Source organism: bacterium, from assembly GCA_020440705.1.
Classification (GTDB): domain Bacteria; phylum Krumholzibacteriota; class Krumholzibacteriia; order LZORAL124-64-63; family LZORAL124-64-63; genus JAGRNP01.
Genome location: JAGRNP010000031.1, coordinates 1 through 25,563, shown reverse-complemented (window position 1 = coordinate 25,563; position 25,563 = coordinate 1). Strand labels below are relative to the sequence as shown.

At 70.0% G+C, this 25,563-nt stretch carries 22 protein-coding genes; 17 read left to right on the top strand and 5 right to left on the bottom strand.

Going from position 1 to position 25,563, the window contains the following annotated elements; genetic code table 11:
- Positions 1–35: 35 nt before the first annotated feature.
- From KDM41_06980 to KDM41_06965, 4 genes are all read left to right on the top strand, one after another.
- A complete protein-coding gene (locus tag KDM41_06980) occupies positions 36–707 on the top strand; it encodes an inorganic pyrophosphatase (GenBank protein ID MCB1183158.1) in 672 nt (223 codons plus the stop codon).
- A 42-nt stretch (positions 708–749) separates the two neighbouring features.
- Positions 750–2,681: a propionyl-CoA synthetase gene (locus KDM41_06975; protein MCB1183157.1), complete on the top strand. Its 1,932-nt coding sequence runs from the start codon at positions 750–752 to the stop codon at positions 2,679–2,681.
- Positions 2,682–2,888: 207 nt separating this feature from the next.
- On the top strand, positions 2,889–3,140 hold the full coding sequence (locus KDM41_06970; protein ID MCB1183156.1) for a DUF4212 domain-containing protein: 252 nt from the start codon (positions 2,889–2,891) through the stop codon (positions 3,138–3,140).
- A gap of 66 nt (positions 3,141–3,206) precedes the next feature.
- Complete coding sequence (locus KDM41_06965; protein ID MCB1183155.1) at positions 3,207–4,976, top strand: cation acetate symporter; 1,770 nt, start codon at positions 3,207–3,209, stop codon at positions 4,974–4,976.
- 75 nt (positions 4,977–5,051) lie between these two features.
- Here KDM41_06965 and KDM41_06960 read toward each other — a convergent pair whose 3' ends face one another.
- Positions 5,052–5,576, bottom strand: coding sequence for a hypothetical protein (locus KDM41_06960; protein ID MCB1183154.1), 525 nt, complete (start codon positions 5,574–5,576; stop codon positions 5,052–5,054).
- 217 nt (positions 5,577–5,793) lie between these two features.
- On the opposite strand from KDM41_06960, the gene KDM41_06955 reads away from it, so the two are divergent.
- Together KDM41_06955 and KDM41_06950 are read left to right on the top strand one after the other, a co-directional pair.
- Complete coding sequence (locus tag KDM41_06955; GenBank protein ID MCB1183153.1) at positions 5,794–7,728, top strand: cation:proton antiporter; 1,935 nt, start codon at positions 5,794–5,796, stop codon at positions 7,726–7,728.
- Positions 7,725–8,258 carry a TIGR03067 domain-containing protein gene (locus KDM41_06950; protein ID MCB1183152.1) on the top strand — a complete coding sequence of 178 codons (534 nt, stop codon included), beginning with the start codon at positions 7,725–7,727 and terminating at the stop codon, positions 8,256–8,258. The genes KDM41_06955 and KDM41_06950 overlap by 4 nt, the downstream gene beginning before the upstream one ends.
- Here the strand turns inward: KDM41_06950 and KDM41_06945 are convergent.
- Positions 8,255–9,253, bottom strand: coding sequence for an aldo/keto reductase (locus KDM41_06945; protein ID MCB1183151.1), 999 nt, complete (start codon positions 9,251–9,253; stop codon positions 8,255–8,257). The two genes, KDM41_06950 and KDM41_06945, sit on opposite strands and share 4 nt — an antisense overlap.
- Before the next feature lie 203 nt (positions 9,254–9,456).
- Positions 9,457–10,320 (bottom strand): LysR family transcriptional regulator, encoded by an 864-nt coding sequence (locus KDM41_06940; GenBank protein MCB1183150.1) that lies wholly within the window; start codon positions 10,318–10,320, stop codon positions 9,457–9,459.
- Positions 10,321–10,422: 102 nt separating this feature from the next.
- On the opposite strand from KDM41_06940, the gene KDM41_06935 reads away from it, so the two are divergent.
- The 3 genes from KDM41_06935 (at position 10,423) to KDM41_06925 (ending at position 14,467) form a co-directional block, all read left to right on the top strand.
- The gene (locus KDM41_06935) at positions 10,423–11,688 is read left to right on the top strand and encodes an argininosuccinate synthase (GenBank protein ID MCB1183149.1); all 1,266 of its coding nucleotides are present in this window, start codon (positions 10,423–10,425) and stop codon (positions 11,686–11,688) included.
- A complete protein-coding gene (gene argH / locus KDM41_06930; GenBank protein ID MCB1183148.1) occupies positions 11,685–12,890 on the top strand; it encodes an argininosuccinate lyase in 1,206 nt (401 codons plus the stop codon). Before KDM41_06935 ends, argH begins: the two co-directional genes overlap by 4 nt.
- Positions 12,891–12,955: 65 nt before the next feature.
- Positions 12,956–14,467 carry an aminotransferase class III-fold pyridoxal phosphate-dependent enzyme gene (locus tag KDM41_06925; GenBank protein MCB1183147.1) on the top strand — a complete coding sequence of 504 codons (1,512 nt, stop codon included), beginning with the start codon at positions 12,956–12,958 and terminating at the stop codon, positions 14,465–14,467.
- Positions 14,468–14,485: 18 nt separating this feature from the next.
- Here the strand turns inward: KDM41_06925 and KDM41_06920 are convergent, their stop codons facing one another.
- Complete coding sequence (locus KDM41_06920) at positions 14,486–16,294, bottom strand: cyclic nucleotide-binding/CBS domain-containing protein (GenBank protein ID MCB1183146.1); 1,809 nt, start codon at positions 16,292–16,294, stop codon at positions 14,486–14,488.
- The gene (locus tag KDM41_06915) at positions 16,291–16,731 is read right to left on the bottom strand and encodes a hypothetical protein (protein ID MCB1183145.1); all 441 of its coding nucleotides are present in this window, start codon (positions 16,729–16,731) and stop codon (positions 16,291–16,293) included. The genes KDM41_06920 and KDM41_06915 overlap by 4 nt, the downstream gene beginning before the upstream one ends.
- A 160-nt stretch (positions 16,732–16,891) precedes the next feature.
- Between KDM41_06915 and KDM41_06910 the strand changes: the two genes are divergently transcribed.
- The 8 genes from KDM41_06910 (at position 16,892) to KDM41_06875 (ending at position 25,481) form a co-directional block, all read left to right on the top strand.
- A complete protein-coding gene (locus KDM41_06910) occupies positions 16,892–17,605 on the top strand; it encodes a hypothetical protein (protein MCB1183144.1) in 714 nt (237 codons plus the stop codon).
- A 70-nt stretch (positions 17,606–17,675) separates the two neighbouring features.
- On the top strand, positions 17,676–19,076 hold the full coding sequence (locus KDM41_06905) for a 3'-5' exoribonuclease (protein MCB1183143.1): 1,401 nt from the start codon (positions 17,676–17,678) through the stop codon (positions 19,074–19,076).
- Positions 19,077–19,537: 461 nt separating this feature from the next.
- Positions 19,538–20,293, top strand: coding sequence for a 4Fe-4S dicluster domain-containing protein (locus KDM41_06900; protein ID MCB1183142.1), 756 nt, complete (start codon positions 19,538–19,540; stop codon positions 20,291–20,293).
- On the top strand, positions 20,286–21,455 hold the full coding sequence (hybB, locus tag KDM41_06895; protein MCB1183141.1) for a Ni/Fe-hydrogenase cytochrome b subunit: 1,170 nt from the start codon (positions 20,286–20,288) through the stop codon (positions 21,453–21,455). The genes KDM41_06900 and hybB overlap by 8 nt, the downstream gene beginning before the upstream one ends.
- Before the next feature lie 59 nt (positions 21,456–21,514).
- Positions 21,515–23,113, top strand: a complete 1,599-nt coding sequence (locus KDM41_06890; protein ID MCB1183140.1) for a HAMP domain-containing protein — start codon at positions 21,515–21,517, stop codon at positions 23,111–23,113.
- Positions 23,110–24,459: a sigma-54-dependent Fis family transcriptional regulator gene (locus tag KDM41_06885; protein ID MCB1183139.1), complete on the top strand. Its 1,350-nt coding sequence runs from the start codon at positions 23,110–23,112 to the stop codon at positions 24,457–24,459. The genes KDM41_06890 and KDM41_06885 overlap by 4 nt, the downstream gene beginning before the upstream one ends.
- Positions 24,460–24,525: 66 nt before the next feature.
- The gene (locus tag KDM41_06880; GenBank protein ID MCB1183138.1) at positions 24,526–25,101 is read left to right on the top strand and encodes a hypothetical protein; all 576 of its coding nucleotides are present in this window, start codon (positions 24,526–24,528) and stop codon (positions 25,099–25,101) included.
- Positions 25,098–25,481 (top strand): cytochrome c3 family protein, encoded by a 384-nt coding sequence (locus tag KDM41_06875; protein ID MCB1183137.1) that lies wholly within the window; start codon positions 25,098–25,100, stop codon positions 25,479–25,481. The genes KDM41_06880 and KDM41_06875 overlap by 4 nt, the downstream gene beginning before the upstream one ends.
- The last annotated feature ends 82 nt before the right edge of the window (positions 25,482–25,563 follow it).

The window sequence follows — 25,563 nt, the reverse complement described above, 5'->3', positions numbered from 1 at the left end:
CCCCACGCCGGGCCAGACGACAGAGGAGCCGTTCCATGTCGATCGATCTGAACCTGCTGCACCGCCTCTTCCGCGCCCACCCGTGGCACGGCGTGTCCATCGGGCCCGAGGCCCCCGAGGTCGTCACCGCCTACATCGAGATCGTGCCGTCGGACACGGTGAAGTACGAGCTCGACAAGCCCACCGGGCACCTGAAGGTCGACCGCCCCCAGAAGTTCTCCAACGTCTATCCCACGCTCTACGGCCTGATCCCGCAGACCTACTGCGGTGACGAGATCGCCGAGTACTGCATGGAGAAGGCGTCGCTGCGGGGCATCGTCGGCGACGGCGATCCGCTGGACATCTGCGTGCTGGCCGAGAAGACCATCACCCACGGCGACGTGCTGCTGCCGGTGACGCCCATCGGCGGGCTGCGCATGATCGACGGCAACGAGGCCGACGACAAGATCATCGCCGTGGCGCGCGGCGACGCCATCTACGGCCACATGAAGGACATCTACGAGTGCCCGCCGGCCCTGGTCGACCGCCTCAAGCACTACTTCCTGACCTACAAGGACGCGCCCGGCTCGCGCAAGAAGCGCGAGACCGAGATCACCCACGTGTACGGGCGCGAAGAGGCCCTCGAGGTGATCGAGCGCAGCCAGCACGACTACGACGCGCGCTACGCCGACCTGAAGGCCCTGTTCGACCAGCTGCGCACGCGCTAGCGAAAGAGATCGTCCACCCCAACCCGTCCCAAGGAGCCCACGATGCGGTACAAGGACCTCCACACGCTCTCCGTCGAGAACCCCCGTTTCTTCTGGCGCCAGCGGATGAACCTCATCGACTGGTACCAGGAGCCGGAGAACGTCCTCTACGAAGACGAGCACGGCCTGCACCGCTGGTTCCGCAACGGCAAGCTGAACACCTGCTACCTCGCCCTCGACTACCACGTGAACAACGGGCGCGGCCGGCAGGTGGCCCTGTTCTTCGATTCGGCCGTGACCCACACCAAGCGCCGCTACACCTACCGCGAGCTGCGCGACGAGGTGGCCCTCTTCGCCGGCGCCCTGAAGGAACGCGGCGTGGAGAAGGGCGACCGCGTCATCATCTACATGCCCATGATCCCCGAGGCCGTCATCGCCATGCTGGCCTGCGCGCGCCTGGGCGCCGTGCACTCGGTGGTCTTCGGCGGCTTCGCGCCCCACGAGCTGGCCGTGCGCATCGACGACGCCAAGCCCAAGTGCCTGATCACGGCCACCTGCGGCATCGAATTCAAGAACGTCATCGACTACAAGCCGCTGGTCGACGCCGCCCTCGAGGAGGCCGAGTGCCCGCCCCAGTCGGTCATCGTCTTCCCGCGGCCCCACGCCAAGGCCGACATGAAGGAGGGCCGCGACTACGACTGGCACGACCTGGTGCACGCCGCCAAGCCGGCCGAGTGCGTGCCCGTCGACGCGTCCGACCCGCTGTACATCCTCTACACCAGCGGCACCACCGGGAAGCCCAAGGGCGTCGTGCGCGACAACGGCGGCCACGCCGTGGCCCTGAAGTACTCCATGAAGACGGTGTACAACATCAACCCGGGCGAGGTCTTCTGGGCCGCCTCGGACGTGGGCTGGGTCGTGGGCCACAGCTACATCGTCTACGGGCCGCTGATCCACGGCTGCACCACGGTGCTCTACGAGGGCAAGCCCGTGCGCACGCCCGATGCCGGCGCCTTCTGGCGCGTGATCGCCGAGTACAAGGTGAGCGCCTTCTTCACCGCGCCCACCGCCTTCCGGGCCATCAAGAAGGAAGACCCCGACGCCCACATGATGCGCCAGTACGACACCTCGTCCCTGCGCACCCTGTACCTGGCCGGCGAGCGCCTCGACCCGCCCACCTACGAGTGGCTGAGCCAGATCCTCGACGTGCCCATCGTCGACCACTGGTGGCAGACCGAGACCGGCTGGCCCATCGTGGCCAACCCCATGGGCCTCGAGCCGCACCGGGTCAAGAGCGGCTCGGCCAGCTTCCCGGTGCCCGGCTTCAAGGTCGAGGTGCTCGACGACGAGGGGGTCGAGGTGCCGCGCGGCGAGATGGGCAACATCGTCGTGAAGCTGCCCCTGCCGCCCGGCTGCCTGCCCACCCTCTGGCAGGATCCCGAGGGCTTCAGGAACGCCTACCTGAACCGCTACGAGGGCTACTACGACACCTCCGACGGCGGCTACATCGACGAGGACGGCTACGTCTTCATCATGGGCCGCACCGACGACGTGATCAACGTGGCGGGCCACCGCCTGTCGACCGGCGAGATGGAGGAGCTCATCGGCGGGCACGCCGCCGTGGCCGAGTGCGCCGTGGTGGGCATCGACGACCAGCTCAAGGGCCAGCTGCCCATCGGCCTGGTCGTGCTGAAGGACGGGGTCGAGGCCGACGACGCCGCGCTCGAGCAGGAGCTGGTGGCCCTGATCCGCCAGCACATCGGCGCGGTCGCGGCCTTCAAGAAGGCCATGGTGGTCAAGCGTCTGCCCAAGACCCGCTCGGGCAAGATCCTGCGCAAGACGATCCGGCGCCTCGCCGTCGAGGAGAAGATCATCACGCCGCCCACCATCGACGATCCGGCGATCATCGCGGAGATCCGCACGGCGCTGCGCGAGCACCGGGTGGGGCAGTACGCCAACCTGCCCGTCGGCGACGCGGATGCCGAGGACCTTTGAGCGGAAACCGAGCAAGGATCGCGGCCGGGACCGGTCCCGGCCGCGTCCGAAGCTGATCCGGCGCTGTCAAGAAAGCGATTGCGTCGGCCCAGCCGGTTGTGGTAAAAAAACTTATTGAATTCGTACATGCGTGGTTCCGCAGATCACACCGGCGGCGCTGCGCTCAACCGTCCCCGTGTGACCTCACCAACCCCAAAGGAGGCAGTAATGAGCGATAGAAACGCATACTGGAAGGCCAACCTGCAACTTGTGGGCGTGTGCATCGCGATCTGGTTCATTGTCTCCTTCGGGTTCGGCATCCTGCTCGCCGACGCCCTGAACGGGATCCGGATCGGCGGGTACAAGCTGGGCTTCTGGTTCGCCCAGCAGGGCTCCATCTACGTCTTCGTTGCCTTGATCTTCTTCTATGCCAAGCGCATGGGCACGCTCGACCGCAAGTTCGGCGTGCACGAGGACTGAGGCCGATCCCCGGGCTCCGGCCCGCAACCACCCCGCAGAGGGATTGCTCCAAAGGAGAACGATTTCATGGACCTCAAAACAATGACCTACATCGTGGTCGGCCTGACGTTCCTGATCTACATCGTGATCGCGATCAGGGCCCGTGCCGCCTCCACGTCCGAGTTCTACGTCGCCGGCACCGGCGTGCACCCCGTGCTGAACGGCATGGCCACGGGTGCCGACTGGATGAGCGCGGCGTCGTTCATCTCCATGGCCGGCCTGATCGCCTTCAAGGGCTATGACGCCTCGGTGTACCTCATGGGCTGGACGGGCGGCTACGTGCTGCTGGCCATGCTCCTGGCGCCGTACCTGCGCAAGTACGGCAAGTTCACGGTGCCCGAGTTCATCGGCGACCGCTTCTACTCGAAGAACGCCCGCGGCGTGGCCGTGCTCTGCCTCATCGTCGCCTCGCTGACCTACGTGATCGGCCAGATGAAGGGCGTCGGCGTGGCCTTCTCGCGCTTCCTCGAGGTGCCCTTCGAGACCGGCGTGTACGTCGGCATGGGCATCGTGTTCGTGTACGCCGTGCTCGGCGGCATGAAGGGCATCACCTACACCCAGATCGCCCAGTACTGCGTGCTCATCTTCGCCTACACCGTCCCCGCCATCTTCATCTCGCTGCAGCTCACCGGGAACCCGATCCCGCAGCTCGGCCTCGGCGGCAATCTCGCGGACGGGACGGCCCTGCTCGACAAGCTCGACATGATCTGCCACGACCTGGGCTTCGGGGCCTACACGACCCAGAAGGGCAACACCCTGGACATCTTCCTGCTGACCATGTCCCTGATGATCGGCACCGCCGGCCTGCCCCACGTGATCACGCGCTTCTTCACCGTGCCCAAGGTGCGCGATGCGCGCTCGTCGGCCGGCTGGGCGCTGGTCTTCATCGCCATCCTGTACACCACGGCCCCGGCCGTCGGCGCCATGGCCCGTCTGAACCTCATGCAGACGATCCAGACCGGCGAGATCGGCGCCCCGGACGGCAACATGGAGATCAGCAAGGCCCCGTCCTGGTTCGTCAACTGGGAGAAGACCGGTCTGCTGGCCCACGAGGACAAGAACGGCGACGGCCGCATCCAGTACTACGGCAAGGGCCTCGACGCCAAGGCCGCCGAGTACGGCTGGGCCGGCAACGAGATGACCAAGGTCGACAACGACATCATGGTGCTGGCGAACCCCGAGATCGCGAACCTGCCCAACTGGGTCATCGCGCTCGTGGCCGCCGGCGGCATCGCGGCCGCCCTCTCGACGGCCGCCGGCCTGCTGCTGGCCATCTCCTCGGCCATCAGCCACGACCTGCTGAAGGGCATGTTCATGCCCGGCATCTCCGAGAAGAACGAACTGATGGCCGGCCGCATCGCCATGGCGGGCGCCATCCTCGTGGCTGGCGTGCTGGGCATCAATCCACCGGGCTTCGCGGCGCAGGTGGTGGCCCTGGCCTTCGGTCTGGCCGCCTCCTCGATCTTCCCCGCCATCATGATGGGGATCTTCAACCGCCGCATGAACAAGGAAGGCGCCATCGCCGGCATGCTCGCCGGTCTGCTGTCGACCCTGATCTACATCTTCTGGTTCAAGGGCTGGTTCTTCGTCAAGGGGACCAACATGGCTCCCGATGACGCGGCCCACTGGTTCCTGGGCATCAGCCCGGGTTCGTTCGGCGCCGTCGGCGCGCTGATCAACTTCGTCGTGGCGTACGTCGTGGCCAAGGCCACGAAGGAGCCGCCGGAGGAGATCCAGGAGATGGTCAGCAGCATCCGCGTTCCCGCGGGTTCGGGCGGACCGTCGGGCGGCCACTAGGCCTCCTGCGCCCTTCCGTCGATTCACTGACAGGCGGCGCGCCCTCCGGGGCGCGCCGCCTTTTCGCGCCCCCTTCTATTTCACGACCACCACCTTCCGCACGACCACCTCCTCGCCCGCGTGCAGCAGCACGAAGTACACGCCCGACGGCACCTTGCGGCCGCGGCCGTCCTGGCCGCGCCACACGCGCCGGTGCTCGCCCTCGGGCAGGTGGGCGTCGAGCAGGCGGGCCACCTCGCGCCCGTCGACGCCGTGCACGGCCAGGATCACCCGCGCGCCGCCCTTCGGCAGCGCGAAGCGCAGTTCGGTCACCGGGTTGAACGGGTTGGGCGCCGCGGCCAGGCGGGCCGGCACGGGCATCGCGGCGGCGATGGCGTCGCCGTCGCCGGCCGCGGCGTCGGAGGTCGCGTCGGACTCCGCGCCGGGCGGCGGCCCCGGCGCCAGTTCGGGCAGCTGGGGGTCGTCGTAGCCCATGCGGGCCAGGGACGGGCCGAAGTCGTCGGCGGGGTGGAAGGCCTGTTCCAGCCCGTCGTGCTCGTTGGCGCATCCGGCCAGGAACGCGGCGATGACCAGGTGCAGGAGGGTCGGGACCGGTTTCATGACATGCCCACTTCCGGCTGTGTGGGGATGTCGGGAGGCGAACAGCGAGGGCGAAGCGGCGAGCGGCGGGCGAGGAGAAATGAAACTAGGGCGCTGGGCCCGGCGGGGCAAACCCGCGCGCGACTTGCCGCGCCTTCGCCCTTGCGGTATCAACTGAACGGAGGCAGGCTCGTCCGGAGACCCGCCGCCGCGCCACGCCATCCGGGAGTCGCCCGTCTTGCACGAAGGATTCGCCCACAACCCCGCCCTCGTCGTCGCCCTGGCCCTGGCCGCGGGGGTCGTCTCCCAGACCCTGGCGCGGCACCTGCGCATCCCCGGCATCGTGGTGCTGCTGGCCGTGGGCGTGGCCCTCGGGCCCGACGTGGCCGGGGTGATCGATCCGGGCGACCTCGGTCCGGCCCTCGACATCCTGGTGGGCTTCGCCGTGGCGGTGATCCTCTTCGACGGCGGGCTGAACCTGCACTGGCGGCGCATGAAGTCGCAGGCGCCGGCCATCCGCATGCTGCTGACGGTGGGGGTGGTCGTCACCACGGTGGGCGGTGCCCTGGCGGCGCGCGTGTTCCTCGGCTGGGGCTGGATGCCGTCGATCCTCTTCGGCACGCTGGTCATCGTCACCGGCCCGACGGTGGTCACGCCGCTGCTGCGGCGCATCCGGGTGCGCAAGAACCTCGAGACCATCCTCGAGACCGAGGGCGTGCTCATCGATGCGGTGGGCGCGGTGGTGGCCGTGGTGGCTCTCGAGATCGCCCTCGGCGAGGGGCTGGCCGCCGGCGCCGTGAGCGCCCCGACGCGGCTGGCGGTGGGCTTCGGCGTGGGGGCGATGGGCGGGCTGGTCATGGCCCTGCTGCTGCGCCTGAAGTGGGCCGTGCCCGAGGGCTTCGAGACCATCTTCACCCTTTCGCTGGCCCTGGCCATCTTCCAGGTGAGCAACGCGCTCATTCCCGAGTCGGGCATCATGGCCGCCATCGTGGCCGGCGCGGTGGTGGGCAACGCGGGCACGCGCAGCTTCAAGGAGATCCGCGAGTTCAAGGAGCAGCTGACGGTCATGCTCATCGGCATGCTCTTCGTGCTGCTGGCCGCGGACGTGCGCGTGGCCGACGTGACGGCCCTCGGCCGGCCCGGCCTGCTCGTGGTGCTGGCCCTGATGCTCGTCGTGCGGCCCGTGAACGTGCTGGCCTGCACCATCGGCTCGGGTCTGGCCTGGCGGGAGAAGGCCTTCCTCTCGTGGGTGGCGCCGCGCGGCATCGTGGCCGCGGCGGTGGCGTCGCTCTTCGCCGAACGGCTCTCGCACGACGGCAGCGAGGTGGGGGCCCAGCTGCGGGCGCTGGTCTTCCTGGTCATCGCCGCGACGGTGGTGGTGCAGGGGGCCACGGCGGGGCTCCTCGCCCGGTTGCTGGGCGTGCGCCGGCCCACCGGCAAGGGCTTCGCCGTGTTCGGGGCCGATCCCTTCGGTCGGCTGATCACGCGGGTGCTGGGCGACTACGGCCACGAGGCGGTGATCATCGACGCCGACGCCACCAAGTGCCGCGACGCCGAGCAGGAGGGGCTGAAGGTGGTCTACGGCAACGCGCTGGACGAGAACGTGCTCCTGCGCTCGCAGATGGACACGCGTCGGGCGGCCCTCGGCGTGACGGCGAACGAGGCCCTGAACCTGCTCTTCGCCCGCGTGGCCCTGGCCGACGCCCACGTGCCCCTGGTCTACGCCGTCGGGGTGCGCACGGGACCCGAGATCGGCCCGCACCAGTTCACCGAGGACGGCGCGCGGCTGCTCTTCGGCAACGAGACCGATCCCGAGTTGTGGTCGGTGCGCATCCGGCGGGGCCTGACCGGGCTGTCGGTGTGGAGCCGGGCCGGCGACGAGCCGGGCACCGAACCGGTGGTGCCGGCCGAGGCCCTGGCCTGGCTGCTGCCCCTGTTCATGCTGGAGAAGAACGACAGGCTCGCCCTCATCGACGAGACCTCGCGCTTCGGCAAGGGCGCCCGCGTGCTGTGGCTGGTGCACACCGAGCGCAGCGAACAGGCTCACGGCTGGCTGGCGGCCAACGGGTGGGTGGCCGAGCCGGCGGTCGGGGCGGGCGAGCCGGATGGCGCGTCGGAAGACCAGGCCCCGGACGCCGCCGCCGCGAGCGGCCCGGCGGCGGGCACGCCATGAGAACCGCGGCGCTGATCGGCTGGCTGGTGCTGGCGGCGGGGGGCATCGGCCCGGCGGCGATGGGGGGCATTCGCCCGGCGGCCGCGGCGGAACCGGAAGCGTCCCGGCCGGCCGCGCGCCTGCAGGGCACCTGGATCTTCACGGCCCTGGTCATCGACGGCCTGGAGACCCCGCGCCCGCGTTTGGACGACGCCCGCCTGATCGTCACCGGCGACGAGTTCCTCTGGGCCAGCGCCGGCCGCGTCACCATGGGCACCTTCACGGCGCGCGGCGACACGCTGCCCTGGCGGATCGACATGGATTTCCGCGACCCGACCGCGGCCCGCGCCGACACGGCCTGGTCGTCGCGGGGCATCTGGCGCCTGGACGACGGCTGGCTCACCATCTGCCTCGGCCCGCCCGGCGGCCCGCGACCCGACGACTACGCCGCGCCCGCCGGCAGCGGCCGCACCCTGCAGATCCTCACCCAGGACCCGCGCGAGACCACCCTGCCCGCCGTCGGGCCCCTGCCCGACCGCGACGCGCGCTAGTCTTCCTGCACCGCCCGCATGGACGCCGCGGGGTAGCGCGTGCCCTGCACCCGGTCGCTCAGCTCGTCGAGCACGGCGCGCGCCGCGTCGTCGAGGTGCACGCCGTAGGCGCCGAGGTTCGCCGTGAGGTTGGCGAGCTTCGTGGTGCCGGGGATGGTCACCACGTCGTCGCCGCGCCCCAGCACCCAGGCCAGCGCCACCTGCGCCGCGGTGGCGCCCAGGTCGGCGGCCACGTTCTCGATGCGGTCGACCAGGGCCCGGTTCGCCGCGAAGTTCTCGTCGCTGAACTGGGGCAGGCCCGCGCCGCGGTAGTCGCCGCCCGTGGCCACGTCGGCGGCCTGCTTGAAGCGTCCGGTGAGCATGCCGCGCCCCAGCGGCGAGTAGGCCACCAGGCTCACGCCCAGCTCGCGGCACACCGGCAGGATGCTCTTCTCGATGTTGCGGTTGAAGATCGAGTACTCGGTCTGCAGGGCCGTGATGGGGTGCACCGCGCAGGCCCGCCGGATGGTGTCGCTGCCCGCCTCGGACAGCCCCAGCCAGCGCACCTTGCCCTCGGCGACCAGCTTCGCCATCTCGCCCACGGTCTCCTCGATGGGCGTGGCCGGATCGACCCGGTGCAGGTAGTAGAGGTCGATGGTCTCGGCGCCCAGGCGCTGCAGGCTGCCCTCGACGGCGCGACGCACATTGGCCGGCGAGCCGTCCACGCCCGTGAAGGCGCCCGTCGCGGGGTCGCGCAGCGGTCCGAACTTGGTGGCGAAGAAGACCTCTTGCCAGCGGCCGGCGAAGGCCTTGCCGAGCAGGGTCTCGTTGTGGCCCATGCCGTACATCTCGGCCGTGTCGAAGTGGGTCACGCCGAGGTCGATGGCGGCGTGGAGGAGGGCGACGGCGTCCTGTTCGGCGGTGGGCGGGCCGTAGAACTCGGACAGGCCCATGCAGCCGAGCCCGATGGCGGAGATCTCGCGGCCCGAGCGGCCGATGGTGCGCGTGGTGGTCATGGCGGGATCCTTCCGGTGGAGGTCTGTCGATCTCCCCATTCTAGTTCCGTGCGGGCCGCGCCGCCGGGGCCGGAGCGTATTGTTTCGGTAAATCCCGCCCGCGCCGGCATGCCGAAGGCCCCGACCGGGATCCGTCCCGGCCGGGGCCTTCTCTGTCGGGCGTCCCTGCCCCGGAAGTCCTCCGTGTTCCTTCGTCTTTCCGCTCACCCCACCGCGTCGATGATGTCCCGGAAGTAGCCGGGCATCTCGTGGCGCGGGTACCAGGCCAGCGCGAATTCCTGCTGCAGCACCTGTCGTGGGGCCAGGTCGAAGAGCCGACCGGCCGCCAGGAACGGCGCCGCGAATTCCTCTTCCAGCACCGAGAAACCCCGTCCGGCGGCCACCAGTTCCGCCAGGGCGTCCGGGCTGTTCACGAAGTGGCGCTGCCGCAATCCCTCGGTCGGCAGCCCGTGTTCGCGCAGGAAGTCCAGGGTCGCCGCGTCCTGGGCGTTGAAGTCGATGATCCGCTCGGCGCGGACGATCTCCGCCAGGTCCCGCCCCGCCCACGCCGCCGGGCCGAGCAGCCGCAGCCGCACCGGCGCGAGCAGCTTGGCGTCGACTTCGTTCACGACCTCGGTCCGGGGCAGGGCGGCCAGCTGGGCCGTGCCCTGCTTGAGGTGGGCCAGACCGCCGCCCTGGTCGTCCAGCAGGTAGGTCGCCACCACGCCCCGGTGCCGGGCGAGCACCCCCGCCACCGCCGGGATCACCCGGCGCCGCATCAGGCTCGACGGTCCCGTCAGGGTGACGCGCACCGCGCCGGCCGGGGCCTCGCGCCCCATGAACGAGATCAGCTCGCCCTCGAGATCGCCCACCCGCTGGCACCAGCGGACGAGGGCCTCGCCCTCGGTCGTCAGCCGCATGCCGCGCCGGGAGCGGACGAAGAGGGTCACGCCCAGGTCCCGCTCGAGCCCCCGGATGCGCTGCGTCACGCCGGTCTGGCTGAGTCCGATCTCCTGGGCCGCGGCATGGACGGTGCCCAGCCGCGCGATGGCCTGGAAGGCCGTGATCCCCGGGTGGAGTAAACTCATTCTGAGTCATCAATAACTTATTATAATCGATTATTCAAATCATAAATGCGCCGCTACCTTGCCCCCTTCACCCCGTGACACCCGACGACAGGAGCTCCGGTCATGGCCCAGGGCAAGCAGCAGAACAGCCCCAAGGAAAAGGTCGTCCTCGCCTACAGCGGCGGTCTGGACACCAGCATCATCCTCGCCTGGCTCATCGACCAGGGCTTCGAGGTCGTCGCGTACATCGCCGACGTGGGCCAGGACGACGACCTGGCCGCCGCTGGGCAGAAGGCGCTGGCCTGCGGCGCCGTGAAGGTGCGCACCGAGGACCTGAAGGCCGAGTTCGTCAGCGACTACATCTTTCCCATGATCAGCGCCAACGCCGTCTACGAGGGGCGCTACCTGCTGGGCACCGCCGTGGCGCGCCCGCTCATCGCCAAGCGGCAGGTCGAGATCGCGCGGGAGGAGGGCGCCGCGTGGGTCAGCCACGGCGCCACGGGCAAGGGCAACGACCAGGTGCGTTTCGAGCTGGCCTACCACGCCCTGGCGCCCGACCTGAAGGTCATCGCGCCCTGGAAGAATCCGGCCTTCCTGGCGGCCTTCAAGGGCCGCACCGACATGATCAACTACGCGGCGGCCAAGGGCATCGAGGTCAAGTCGACCGCGGCCAAGCCCTACAGCGAAGACGACAACCTGCTGCACATCAGCCACGAGGCGGGCATCCTCGAGGAGCCGGACACGGTCTGCCCCGAGGACGTCTACTCGCGCACCGTCACGCCGGAGAAGGCGCCCGACTCGCCCACGCACCTGCGCATCGTCTTCAAGGACGGCATCCCCACCGGCGTGACCAACCTCGACGACGGCACCTCGGTGAAGGGTGCCCTCGAACTCTTCCGGTACCTGAACACGGTGGGTGGCGCCAACGGGATCGGGCGGCTCGACATGGTCGAGAACCGTTTCGTCGGGGTCAAGTCGCGGGGTGTGTACGAGACACCCGGCGGGACGATCCTGTTGGCCGCCCACCGCGACCTCGAGGGACTCGCCATGGACCGCGAGGTGATGCGCCTGCGCGACATGCTCGCGGCCAAGCTCGCCGAGATCATCTACAACGGCTTCTGGTTCAGCCCCGAGATGGACTTCCTCATGTCGGCGGTGGCCAAGAGCCAGGAGCTGATCGACGGCCACGTGGTGGTGAAGCTGTACAAGGGCGCCGTGTACCCGGTGGCGCGCTACAGCCCCAGCTCGCTGTACGACCAGGAGCTGTCGAGCATGGAGGTCGCCGGCGGCTACGACCAGATGGACGCCCAGGGCTTCATCCGCATCAACGCCATCCGGCTCAAGGCCCATCACGCGATCCTGCAGCGGCGGGGCGTGGTGCCGGTATGAGCACGCTCTGGACCCGCGAGGGGGCTCCGGACCCCTGGCTCGAGGGCTTCCTGGCCGGCGACGACCATGTGCTCGACCAGCAGCTCGTGGGGTACGACTGCCGCGCCTCGCTGGCCCACGCGCGCATGCTGCACGGCATCGGCGTGCTCGAAGCCGCCGAGCTGCGGTCCCTGGAGGCCGGACTGGCCGAGGCCGCGGGCCAGGCGGCGCGGGGCGACTTTCCCATCACCCCCGCCGACGAGGACGGGCACACGGCCCTGGAGAACTTCCTGACCCGCCGCTGCGGCGACGCGGGCCGGAAGATCCACACCGGACGCTCCCGCAACGACCAGGTGCTCACCGCCCTGCGCCTGTGGGAGAAGGATCGCCTCGATGCGCTGCTCGCGGCCGTCGAGGCCCACGTCGGTTGCCTGGCCGACGTGGTCGCCCGGCAGGGAGACGTCTCCCTGCCGGGCTACACCCACATGCAGGCCGCCATGCCGACCACCGTCGCCGTGTGGCTCGGCAGCTTCGCCGCGGCGGCCGCGGACGACGGCGCTCTGCTCGCCCACGTCCGCACCCTGGTCGATCGCTCGCCCCTGGGCACCGCCGCCGGCTTCGGCGTGCCGGTGCTCGGGATCGACCGGGAGCGCACCGCGGCCGAGCTGGGATTCGCCCACGTGCAGGAGAACCCCCTGCACGCCCAGCTCAGCCGCGGGCGCACCGAGGCCCTGCTGCTGACGGCCTGCGCCCAGGTCATGGACGGCCTGAACCGGCTGGCCACCGACCTGCTGCTCTTCTCGACCCGCGAGTTCGGCATCGTCCGGCTGCCCGACGCCGCCTGCACCGGCAGCTCGATCATGCCCCAGAAGCGCAACGCCGACGTGCTCGAGCTCGTGCGCGCCCGCTACCACGTGGTCGTGGGCGAGGAGACCAAGGTCAAGGGCCTGACGACGAGCCTCATGTCCGGCTACAACCGCGACGTGCAGCTCACCAAGGGGCCGCTCTTCCACGGCGTGGCCGTGACCCTCGACAGCCTGCGGGCCATGGGCATCGTCCTGGCCGGGCTCGAGATCGACGCCGACCGCTGCGCGGCCGCACTCACCGACGAGCTCTACGCCACCGAGCGCGCCCTGACCCTCGTGCGCGACGGCATGCCCTTCCGCGACGCCTACCGCGAGGTGGCGGCCGCCGAAGCGGCGCGACGACGCGGGCGGGCCTGAGCGGCCCGGCCCCGGCTCCCGATTTCCCGAACCGACGAACCCCGACCGAACGCGGAGGACCCGCCATGACCACGCCCTGGGACGACCTGACCACCCTGCGCACCCTGACCGGCCCGAGCGCCACGCCGGGCCTGCCCGACGAGGTGATCCTGCCCTTTCTCGTCCACGACGCCGACCTGCAGGACGCCGTGCGCGCCGCCCTCGCCGAGGCGCGCGACCTGGCCCGGCGGGGCGAGTTGGCCGACCTGACCACCGGTGACGAGGACGCCGTCTGCGCCGGACTGCAGGACGGCTTCCTGAACTTCTACGGCGCCGCCGCGCGCAGCCCGTACGTGCCGCTCGCGGCCCGGGGTCCGTGGATCGTGACGACGCGCGGCGCCGTGGTGCACGACTCGGGCGGCTACGGCATGCTCGGCCTGGGCCACGCCCCGGCCGCGGTGGTCGAAGCCCTCGCCAAGCCCTGGGTCATGGCCAACGTGATGACGCCCAGCGTCTCGCAGCAGCGCTTCGCCGCGGCCCTGCGCGCCGAGATCGGCCACACCCGCGGCGGATGCCCCTATGACCGGTTCATCTGCCTGAACAGCGGCTCGGAGTCGGTGACCATGGCCGCCCGCATCACCGACCTGCACGCCTTCACGCAGACGACGTCGGGCGCGCCCCACGAGGGCAAGACGATCAAGTACCTCAGCCTGGCCGGCGGCTTCCACGGGCGCACCGATCCGGCCGCGCGCATCTCGGGCTCGACCCTCGCCACCTACAAGAGCCACCTGGCCTCGTTCCGCGGGCGCGACCAGCTCATCCTCGTCGAGCCCAACGACACGGTGGGGCTGGAGCAGGCCTTCGCCCGCGCCGCGGCCCACGGGATCTTCTTCGAGGGCTTCTTCATCGAGCCGGTGATGGGCGAGGGCGAGCCGGGCCTGGCGCTCACGCCCGAGTACTACGACCTGGCCCGCCGCCTGACCCGCGAGCACGGCGCGCTGCTGGTGTGCGACTCGATCCAGGCCGGCTTCCGCGCCACCGGACACCTGAGCCTCGTCGACTACCCGGGGTTCGAGAACAGCGAGGCGCCCGACCTCGAGACCTTCTCCAAGGCCCTCAACGCCGGGCAGTACCCCCTGTCGGTGTTGGCCCTCTCCGGCGCGGCGGCGGCCCTCTACCGCACCGGCGTCTACGGCAACACCATGACCACCTGCCCGCGCGCCCTGGAGGTGGGTTGCGCGGTGCTCGGCGCCATGGAGGACGGGCTCAGGCAGAACATCCGCGCCCGCGGCGAGCAGCTGCGCGCCGAGCTCGCGGCCCTCGCCGACACGTTCGGCGAGCTGGTCGCGGGCGTCGAGGGCACGGGCCTGATGGTGAACATCGAGCTCGATCCGGTGCTGTGTCCGGTGAACGGCGTGGGCGGGCTGGAGGAGAAGCTGCGCCGGCGGGGCATCCACATGATCCACGGCGGGCGCAACGGGCTGCGCTTCACGCCGCACTTCGCCATCACGGCGGCGGAGATCTCCATGATCGTCGCGGCGGTGGCGGGCGTGCTCAAGGAGCAGGTGGGCCAGGCGATGGCGGCGCAGGCGTCGTAGCGGGCGGCGGGCCCGTCGTCAGCCCAGCAGGTTCACCCGGAAGCGGTGCCCGACCTTCTCCTGCAGTTCGCGGATCACCCCGAAGGCGTCCTTCAGGTGGCGGTGGTCGCGGGAGGAGAGGTCCTTCAGCCGGATGCGGTTGTCGGGCGCGCCCCGCTCGCGCAGCACGCGCAGCTGGGTCTCCAGGCGCAGGCCGAGCAGGAAGCGGTAGGTCTCGATGACGGTCTGGCCGAGGTCGTCGCTGATCAGGCCGGCCGCGATGGCGGCCTCGTAGCGCGCGCGGGTGGGCCGCTCGCGCGTGCCGGCCGCGATGCCGAGCACCCGGCCCGACGCCACGATCGGCGCGATGCCGCCGGTCTTCAGGTCGACCATGCCGTCGTCGGCCTGGATCTGCCGGAAGAAGTTCAGCGGCGGCCGGAAGCCGAGCGACTGCCGCGCCAGGTGGGCCATGAAGATCTGGTTGTCGGCGGCGCCGGTGACGACGTCCTCCATGGCGCCCACGTCGAGCCCGCCGCCCACGCTGCGGAAGTCGAAGAAGATCCCCACCATCATCAGGCTCTCGGGGCCGGGCGTCTCGATCCAGCCGCGCATGAGCTCGAGCCAGTCGCCCAGGGGCTTGCACCAGTTGGTGGCCATGTAGCCGCCCGGACACTCGGGGAAGCCCGCCGTCAGCAGGTGCCCCACCACGACCTCGGCCAGCCGCGCGAAGTAGGCCGCCTGCGCCGCGCCCGCCTCGGCGTACACCAGCGCGTTGTCCTGATCGGTGATCAGGGCCTGCTCCATGCGCCCCTCGGACCCGAACACGAGCCAGGCGTAGGGGCAGGGCGCCGGACCGAGCTCGGTCTCGGCCAGCCGCAGCAGCCGCCGCATGAGCGTGTCGTTCACCGACGAGAAGATGCGCCCCACCTGGGCCACCTTCAGCCCCCCGCCGTAGAGCCGCTCGATCATGGCCGCCGCGTTGGCGCTGTACGTGGCCAGGGCCGCCGGATCCTCGAGGCGCTCGAGCTGCCGCGTGAGGTAGAGCGGGTTGCGCGTCTGGTGGCGCAGCAGGTCGGTGGCCGAGACGAGGCCCACGAGGTCGCCGTCGCGCGTCACCGGCAGGTGGTGGATGCGCTCCTCGAGCATGTAGAGCAGCGCGCTGTGCACGGGCGTGTCGGCGGGCAGGGTCTTCAGGTCGGGCGTCATCACCTCGCGCACCGGCGTCGCGGGGCCGCGATCCTCGGCCAGCACCTTGGTCTGGAAGTCGTGGTCGGTGACGATGCCGGGCGGCAGGGTGTCGACCAGCACCACGTCCTCGCCGGCCCGGCCCATGGCCCGCGCGGCATCGCCCACGGTCGCGTCCGGCGCCACGCGCACCAGGGGCCTGAGGCCCAGTTCGCCCACCGGCGTCGTCAGTTCGCCGCCCAGGGTGCCCGGCGCGCTCGCCGCGGCCAGGCGCAGGCGCTCGCCCAGGTCCTTGAGGAAGAACTCGGCGAAGGCGGCGTTGCCCAGCAGGCCCTTGAAGACGTCGGCCGGGACGCAGTGCACCGTCAGGTCGCTCTCGGCCACCACCGCGGCGGTGGGGCTGTTGCCGCTGAGGATCGACGGGTAGCCGAAGCAGTCGCCTTCCTCGAGGGTGCGCCCGGTGAACGCGTCGCGCTCGAGCCGCGCGCTCCCGGCCGCCACGATGAACAGGCACTTGCTGACCGGACCGCCCGGCCGCACGACCACCTGGCCGGCGGCGAACTCCCGCTGCCGCGCCGCGCCGTGCACGCGCTCGCGCTCGTCGGCCGTGAGCTGGTCGAAGGGGTGGTGGTGCAGCAGGAAGTCGCGCAGGTCGGCGATCACGGCTTGCCGACCTCCGGCAGGGCGTCGTCGTCGGACGCGGCGCCCGGCGTGGCCAGGACGCGTCCCAGCAGCAGGCCGCCCAGGAAGCCGTACACCAGGCCCGTCAGGCCGCCGACCGCGAGGATCTTCACCGTCATGGTCGAGGCGCCCGGCTCGAGGGCCGACCACAAGGCGAACAGGGCCGAGGCCAGTCCGGCCAGGGCCATCACGGCGCCGCCGCCGAGGGGAAAGCCCACGCGCGCCGCGCCCCACCCGCCGGCCACCCACACCATGGCCACGTGGGGCACGTACGGCATGAGCATGCGGGCTAGGACGGTCTCGTCACCGATGCGGGCCTGGTACAAGGTCAGGGGCAGGATGCTGAGGCAGAGGCTGGCGCCGGCCGCGGCCCCGAGGGCCATGCCGACGAGGGCGCGCAGTCTGGGATTCTTGATCATGGCGGCTCCCGGCTGAGTTGGCCCCAATGTACCACCGGCGGTACCGCTGACAAGGGGATTCCCACCGGTCGGGGCAGTCCGCCCATTGACCCGCGCGGCGCCCCTCCGTATCTCCATCATCAACGGGCCCCACACGGATCTCGAGCAAGGGGGAGGATCCATGATCTCGCGCCTGCGTCCGCATCGTCGTTTCCGTTTCTTCTCGTTCCTGGTGCTGGTCGGACTGTCGGCGGCAGCCGCTGCGGCGGCCCGGGCCGATTCCGTCTCCGCGCCGTCCGGTGGCGTGGGGGCGTTCATCCGCACCCTCGACCAGCCGGTGGTCGGCCTGGCCGACACCGTCCTGACCGCGGGGCTGGGGCCCGAACTCCTGGAGGTCTCGTTCGGCACCCTCGAGGCGAACGTCCTGGCCCGGCAGCAGTTCGACGTCGATGACTTCGGCGACGCCGTCATCATCCACAGTTCGGGCGACCTGTACATCGACGGCGGCTTCTTCTCGCGTCCGCGCGAGATGGGGGCGTATGCCGAGTACGGCGTCGATTTCGCGGCGGCCCCGGGCTCCGTCTACACCGGCTTCGTCCTGCTCGGCAGCGAGGGCGAGGTGCGGGTGTCGATCGTCGACCTCGTCCCCGCGGCCGGCGACGGCGTCGTCTTCGACGAGACGGCGGTGGCCGGCGGCCCGTTCTTCGTCTTCTCCGGGCCCCTGCCCGGCTCCGGCAGCTATCGTTTCTCGTACCGGACCGAGGCGGGCTACTCGCCGAGCCCGGACGGATCCTTCAGCACGCACACCTCGTTCACGGTCCACTTCCAGGTGCAGCGCGGCGCGGTCGGCTTCGAGTCCCGCTCCTTCGGCGACGTCAAGGCGCTGTACCGCTGAGCGGAGGGGGCGGCTGCCGCCGCCCCACAAAAACGGCGACAACGGGGGCGATCCTGCTAGAATCGCCCCCATGCGCCGACCCACCTACCGCAAGATCCAGTCCCGCATGATCTGGGCGGGCGTGTGCGCCGCCCTCGGGGCGGCGTCGCTCGCGCCGCACATGTTCACGGGCGCCCGTCCGGCCACGAGCCTGCAGATCGTCATCGCGGGCTCGTGGGCCGTGGCCATCGTGCTGCTGGTGTGGGTGTGGTTCCTGGCGCGGCGCCTGGGCCGGGGCATCGAGAGCGCGCGCACCAGCGTGCTGAACCTGGTGGCCGACCGCCGCGCCCAGCTGCCCGACGCGCCCGCCCGCACGCCGGTCGAGATCGAGGCCATGCTGGGCTCCCTGCGCATGTACCAGAACGAGGTCACCCGCGAGCGCCGGGCCCCGGACCGGCGCCTGGTGGCGGTGCTCGCGGCGCTGCGCAGCGGCGTCGTCGTGATCACCGACGAGGGGCAGGTGAGCCTGCTCAACGCGGGGGCCAAGCAGCTTCTGGGCGCCGAGCGGGCACGGGTGGGCACCTCGGTCTTCGCCGCCCTCAGCCGCGAGAGCGTGCGCCATGCCCTGGAGAAGGCGGCGAAGGCCGGCCGCGCCATCGAGACCGTCTTCGAGCGCCTCGACGGCGTCGAGCTGCAGGGCTCGGTCACGCCCCTGGCCGACGACGAGGGCGCCATCATCATCTTCCCGCCCATCGAGCTCGACCGGCACCTGCCCGAGGTCGATTTCGATCTCGACCTGCACGACGTGCCGCCGCCCCCGGTCGAACTCTCCCTCGCCACGCCGCTCGACGAGCTGCCCGTCGTCGTCATGGACACCGAGACCACCGGCCTGGACGCCAAGACCGACCGCATCGTCTCCCTCGGCGCCGTCACCGCCCACGGCACGCGGCTGTTCCGCAGCCGGATGATCGACGACCTGGTCGATCCGGACATCCCCATTCCGCCCGCATCGACCACCGTGCACGGCATCACCGACGAGATGGTGGCCGACGCGCGCCAGTTCCCCGAGGTCTTCGCCGACTTCGAGCGCATGGCCGCGGGGCGCGTGATCATCGGCCACAACATCTGCTTCGACCTGACCGTCCTGCGCAGCGAGTGCTGGCGCCACGGCCAGCCGTGGCAGGACCGGGTCTTCATCGACACCCTGCGCCTGGCCTCGCTGCTGAACCCGACCCTGAAGAAGTTCGAACTGGAGACCCTCAGCGAGCTCTACCAGATCGACCTGCACGGCCGCCACACCGCCCTCGGCGACGCCCTCGTCTCGGCCGAGCTGTGGTTCCGCATGGTGCCGCGGCTGCAGCAGCAGGGCTTCCGCACCCTCGGCGACCTGCTCGCCTTCCACTGCCGCGAGGCCGTCGACATCATCGACGTGCAGCGCCGAGCGGGGTGGATCATCGATCAGCCGGAGCGCCTGCGGCACGGGCGGACCTGACCCGGTCCCGACCGATCGCCCGGCCGGCCCTGCCCGACCCGCTCCCCGACCGTTCGTCCGACCGTTCGTCAGATCCACGATTCCGTCTCCTGCCCGACCGGCCGCAAAAACCCTCCGGGAAGGTCGCACCCGCGCCGACGACCGTTGTGGATTTCCGCACTCCCGCCCGTGGTGTTGAAATCCTCAACGCCCGGCACCCGCGTAAGTGAAACTCGAAAGTCCGCCGGCCGGGTGCGGCGACCCCGCCAACCCCATCGCACGACACCACTTAAAATCCCACCAAATTGCGGGAAACGACAATGTTTTCAATTTCGAACAATTGCATAAAGCCTTAAATGACAGTGTTTTGGTATCAATTCGTTAAATTTTTAACTGGATGTGGTGTTGTTCAACGCCCATATAGAAATCCAACACCACCAGACGCCGCGGCCGCCGCGCCGCGCGCCGGAAAGAGAGAAGTCATGTCCACGTACGCTCTTCTTTTCGACCAGAGTCGCTGCATCGGCTGCGGGGCCTGCGAGCAGGCCTGCCAGTCCGAGCACGACCAGCCCGCCCACAAGCCGGACAAACTGGACCACCAATCGTTCACCTGGGTCGAGGACCTCGGCAACGACCAGTACGCCCGCCACATGTGCATGAGCTGCGAGCATCCGACCTGCGTGTCGGTGTGTCCGGTGGCGGCGCTGGAGAAGAAGCCCGAGGGACCCGTCGTGTGGGACGGCGGCCGCTGCATGGGCTGCCGCTACTGCATGATGGCCTGCCCCTTCGGCGTGCCCACCTACGAGTGGGAGTCGGCCAATCCCCGCATCCGCAAGTGCGACATGTGCGTGCATCGCGTCACCGAGGGCCTGCCCACGGCCTGCGCGAGCATCTGCCCCACCGGCGCCACCACCTGGGGCCCGCGCGAGATGATGCTCAAGGAGGCCCGCCGCCGTCTGAACGCCCATCCCGACACCTACGTCGACGGCATCTACGGCGAGAAGGAGGCCGGCGGCACCAGCGTGCTCATGCTCCTGAGCAAGCCCGCCAAGGACTCCGGCCTGCCCGACAACGTGCCCGAACAGGATATGCCGCATCTCACCTGGCAGGTGCTCGAGAAGCTGCCGCAGATCATCCCCGTCTGGGGCACCTTCCTCGGCGGCATGTACTGGCTGGGCAACCGCAAGGACGCCGTGGCCAAGGCCGAGCGCGAAAACGGAGGCGACCATCATGAGTAGGTTCAAGTTCCGCCAGCTCCACTTCTGGTCGACGTTCTTCGTCATCCTGATGGGGCTGCTCGCCGTGGCGCTGTTCCGGCGCTACACCATGGGCATCGGTTCGATCTCGAACCTGAGCGACCAGATGCCCTGGGGCCTTTGGATCGGCTTCGACCTGCTGTGCGGCGTGGCCCTGGGCGCCGGCGGCTTCACGGTCACGGCGGTGGTGTACGTCTTCGGGCTCGAGAAGTACAAGCCCCTGGCGCGGCCGGCGGTGCTCACCGCGTTCCTCGGCTACCTGATCGTCATCGCGGCGCTGCTGGTCGACCTCGGCCGGCCGTGGAACATCTGGCACCCGCTCGTCTTCTGGAACCCCCACTCGGTCATGTTCGAGGTGGGCTGGTGCGTGATGCTGTACACGACGGTGCTCTTCCTGGAGTTCCTGCCGCTGGTGTTCGAGCGCTTCGGGCGCACGAAGTGGGCCCACTGGATGCACCGCTACCTGACGCCGGGCCTGGTCATCGCGGCGGTGCTGCTGTCGACCATGCACCAGAGCTCGCTGGGCACGCTCTACGTGATCGTGCCGCAGAAGCTGCACCCGCTGTGGTACTCGCCGATCCTCCCGATCCTCTTCTTCGTCTCGGCCATCGTGCTGGGTCTGGCCATGACCAACGTGGAGTCGTGGCTCAGCCTGCGTGGTTTCGGCCACCATCTGCCTAGCGCCCAGCTGCGGGGCATCGGCCGGGCCACGGCCGTGATGCTGATGGTGTACCTGGTGATCCGGATGGAGGAGCTGATCGTGCGTGGCGCCTTCCAGTACGTCTTCCGCTTCGACAAGGCGTCGCTGTTCTTCCTGGCCGAGTACGTCATCGGCGGCGTGGTGCCGATGCTGCTGCTCTTCCAGAAGAAGGTGCGGCGCAACCTGCTGTGGCTGAGCGCCACCCAGCTGCTGGTGGTGCTGGGCGTGATGTTCAACCGCATGAACACGGCGGTGACCGCCTTCCAGCTCGGCACGGGCGCCGACTACCGGCCCCACTGGATGGAGTTCGTCATCTCCATGGGCATGGTCGCCATCGGCGTGTTCGCCTTCTCCATGGCCGTGAAGTATCTGCCGGTCTTCCCCGAAGGTCCGCTGGGCCAGCGGGCCCGACCGAAGGATCCGTACGTGGAACTGACGCAGTAGGGCCGCGAGACCAAGGGCGCCGGGTCGCGTGATCCGGCGCCCCGACCGGGAGGTCGGACGTGAAGCTGAGCGTGGCGGGCAAGATGACGATCATCACGTCGGTGCTGCTGGCGGCCGTGTTCCTGGTCACCACCCTCATCAACGTGAAGCTGCAGGAAGAGGCCACCATCGACATCGTGCGCCAGAATGCGCTCGAGCTGGCCGAGACGGCCGACGCGGTGCTGCAGGCCTCGATGAAGGTGAACGCGCGCGACAGGATCCAGAGCACCATCGACGACTTCGCCGCCCACCGCGACGTGAAGCTCATCCGCATCTACACCAAGGGCGGCCAGATCGCCTACTCGACCGACCACGACGAGATCGGCGTGACCCTCGACCTGCGGCAGGACCGCTGCCTCATCTGCCACCGCGAGTCGCCGCCGCCGCCGAACCTGCCGCCGGAGGAGCGGGCGCGCGTGGTCGAGGCCGCCGGCGAGCAGACCCTGGCCGTGAGCCACGTGCTGCTGAACCGCCCCACCTGCTCGACCACCGAGTGCCACACCACCGAGGGTCCGAACGCCCTGCTCGGCGTCATGGACATCGACCTCGATCTCGAGGCCTTCCACCAGGCGCGCGAGCGGAACATGGCCGGCATGGGCCTGGCCGGCCTGGTCGGCGTCGTGCTCGGCGTGATCGTGATCTACCTGACCGGGCGCGAGATCGTGTACCGCCGGGTGGCTCACCTCACCGCGCAGACGCGCAAGCTGGCCGCCGGCGATCTCACCGTGCGCATCGACGACGAGTCGGCCGACGAGATCGGCGCCCTCGACCGCGCCTTCAACACGCTGGCCCTCGACCTGAAGGACGCGCGCTCCGAGCTGCTCGAGTGGGGACGCACCCTCGAGCAGCGCGTGGCCGCCAAGACCGACGAGCTGGTGCGGGCCCAGGACCAGATGGTGCAGGTGGAGAAGATGGCCTCGCTGGGCAAGCTGGCCGCGGTGGTGGCCCACGAGATCAACAACCCGCTGGCCAGCGTCGTCACCTACGCCAAGATCCTGCTGCGCCGCATCGACAAGCCCGAGATGAGCGAGGAGTGCCGCAAGAACCTGGGCTACCTCGAGTCGATCAGCTCGGAGGCCACGCGCTGCGGCGAGATCGTCGCCCAGCTGCTCACCTTCGCCCATCGCGGCAGCGGCGAGATCACGGCCACCGACCTGAACGACGTGGTGGAGAAGTCGCTCTTCCTCGTCAACCACCAGTTCGAGCTGAACGCCGTCGAGACGGTCATGAACCTCGACCCCGCCGTGCCTCCGGCGCTCGTCGACCGCAACAAGATCCAGCAGCTGCTCATGGCGCTGTTCATCAACGCCGCCCAGGCCATGCGCGAGGGCGGGCGCCTCGAGGTGACGACCCGCCCGGCCACCGCCGGCGCCGAGATCATCGTCGCCGACAACGGTCCCGGCATGGTCGCCGACGTCGCCCGCCACGCCTTCGAGCCCTTCTACACGACCAAGGAGGAGGGCGGAGGCGTGGGCCTCGGCCTGTCGGTGGTGTACGGCATCGTCAAGGGGCACGGCGGGCGCATCGACCTGGACACCGCACCCGGCCAGGGCTGCCGCTTCACCATCTGGCTGCCCCTGAAGCCCCATGCCGCGAAGGAAGAGGAGGAGGTCCGATGAAGACCAAGACCAGTCCCCGCCTGCTGATCGTCGACGACGAGCTGCACGTCCGCGAATCGCTGAGCCACTGGTTCACCGAGGACGGCTACGACGTCGAGGCGGCCTCGAGCGGCAAGGAGGCCCTCGGCCTGCTTGGTCGGCACCGCTTCGACGTCATCGTGTCGGACATCAAGATGCCCAGTATGGACGGCCTCGAGCTGCAGCGCCGCGTGCACGAGAAGGACCCGGACGTGGCCATCATCCTCGTGACGGCCTACGCCTCGGTCGACACCGCGGTCGACGCCCTCAAGGAAGGGGCCTACGACTACCTGGTGAAGCCCTTCGACCCGGAGGAGCTGTCCCGCATCGTGGCCAAGGCCTGCGAGAAGGTCTCGCTGACGCGGGAGAACGCCGACCTGCGCGAGCAGCTGTCCCTGTCCGGACCGGAGATCGTCACGGGGACGAGCCCCGAGATGGCCCGCGTGCTCGAGCTGGCCGACATGGTGGCGCCCACCGACACCTCGGTGCTCATCCGCGGCGAATCGGGCACGGGCAAGGAGCTCGTCGCACGCCACATCCACACGCGCAGCCAGCGCGGCTTCGGCAACATCGTGGCGGTGAACTGCGGCGCCCTCAGCGAGAGCCTGCTCGAGAGCGAGCTCTTCGGTCACGAGAAGGGCGCCTTCACCGGCGCCACCGCGCGGCGCAAGGGCAAGATCGAACTGGCCGACGGCGGCACCCTCTTCCTCGACGAGGTGGGCGAGGTCTCGCCCAAGGTGCAGGTCGAGCTGCTGCGGGCCCTGGAGGACCGCAAGATCACCCGCCTCGGCGGCAGCGGCGAGATCGACGTGAACTTCCGGCTCATCTGCGCCACGAACCGCGACCTGGAGAAGGCGGTCCGCGACGGCGAGTTCCGCGACGACCTCTTCTTCCGCATCAACGTCTTCACCATCACGATTCCGCCCCTGCGCGAGCGCACCGAGGACATCCTGCCCATCGCCGAGCACTTCCTGGCGCGCTACGCCGACGCCATGGGTCGCAACGTGAGGTCGTTCGCGCCGGACGTGCGCGAGTTCCTGGTCCACTACCCCTGGCCGGGCAACGTGCGCGAGCTGGCCAACGCCATCGAACGGGCCCTGGTCGTGTGCCGCGGCCGGGAGATCAAGCGCGAGCACCTGCCCCTCGCGGGCCGCGAGGTCGACCAGTACGCCGCGACCGACGAGTCGCTGTGCGCCATCGAGGAGCAGCACATCCGCCGCGTCCTGAAGCACCACCAGTTCAACGTGACGCAGGCCGCCAAGGCCCTGGGGATCGATCGGGTCACGCTCTACAACAAGATGCGCAAGTTCGGCATCGAGCGGATCTGACATGGTCGTGCGGAACGCGTCCGGCCGGGCGGCGACCCGGCGTCGCGATGACCGGAGGCCGGCACCATGAGCCGCCTCGGGGTCGAACTGATCCGCGTGGGGGCCATCGCGCCGTCCCTGGTGCGCCAGCTGCGCGAGGACGCGGCCGTGTGCCTGGCCCATCCGGTGTGGGTGTCCGACCTCGAGCTGCCCGTCGCCGACGCCTTCAGCCGCGACCGCCGCCAGTACTCCGCCGACACGCTGCTCGCCGCCCTGCAGCAGCCGACCCCCGCGCCCGGCGTGCGTCGCATCGGCGTCACCGACGTCGACCTCTACCTGCCGGTCTTCGCCCACGTCCTGGGCAGCGCCCAGCTCGACGGCATCGCCGGCATCGCCTCGACCTTCCGGCTCCGCCCCGAATTCACGGGCGACGCGCCGGACCCCTACCGTCTGCGCCTGCGCCTGCTCAAGGAGGTTCTGCACGAACTCGGCCACACCTGCGGCCTGGTCCACTGCCACCTGAGCTGGTGCGTCATGAGCGCCTCGCTCCTGCCCGAACACGTCGACCTGAAGGATCCTTCCTACTGCGCCGAATGCGCCGAGCGCATGGGCGTGCCCCGGGACGGAATCCTGTCGTTCTTCCTGAAAGGAGACCCGTCATGAGAGCCGTCATCGCCGTCTGCGCCCTGCTGGCCGCCGGTTGGGCCGTCGCCGCCGCCACCGGTCCCGACACCGTCGTGATCGACGACGTGAGCCACTGGTTCATGCCCGTCGAATTCGATCACGCCGGCCACGTCGACATGGCCGAGGCCTGCACCACCTGCCACCACGACCAGGAACCCGGCGACGAGACCGCCTGCGGCGACTGCCATCTGGCCGAGTACGATCCGGCCTCGCCGGACGTGCCCGACCTGAAGATGGCCTTCCACCGCAACTGCCTCGGCTGCCACGACGAGAACGGAGCGACCCTCGCCTGCGTGGACTGCCACGCGCGCAAGGCGTTGCCGGAGGGACCGGAGTTGAAGGGGGGCGCGATGAAGTAGGGTGGAGCACTCCGCGATCTTCGGTGGGGCGCCGCCGGCTTTCGGGTCGGCGGCGCGTTTTGATTGGCAGGGTGGTTGTCAT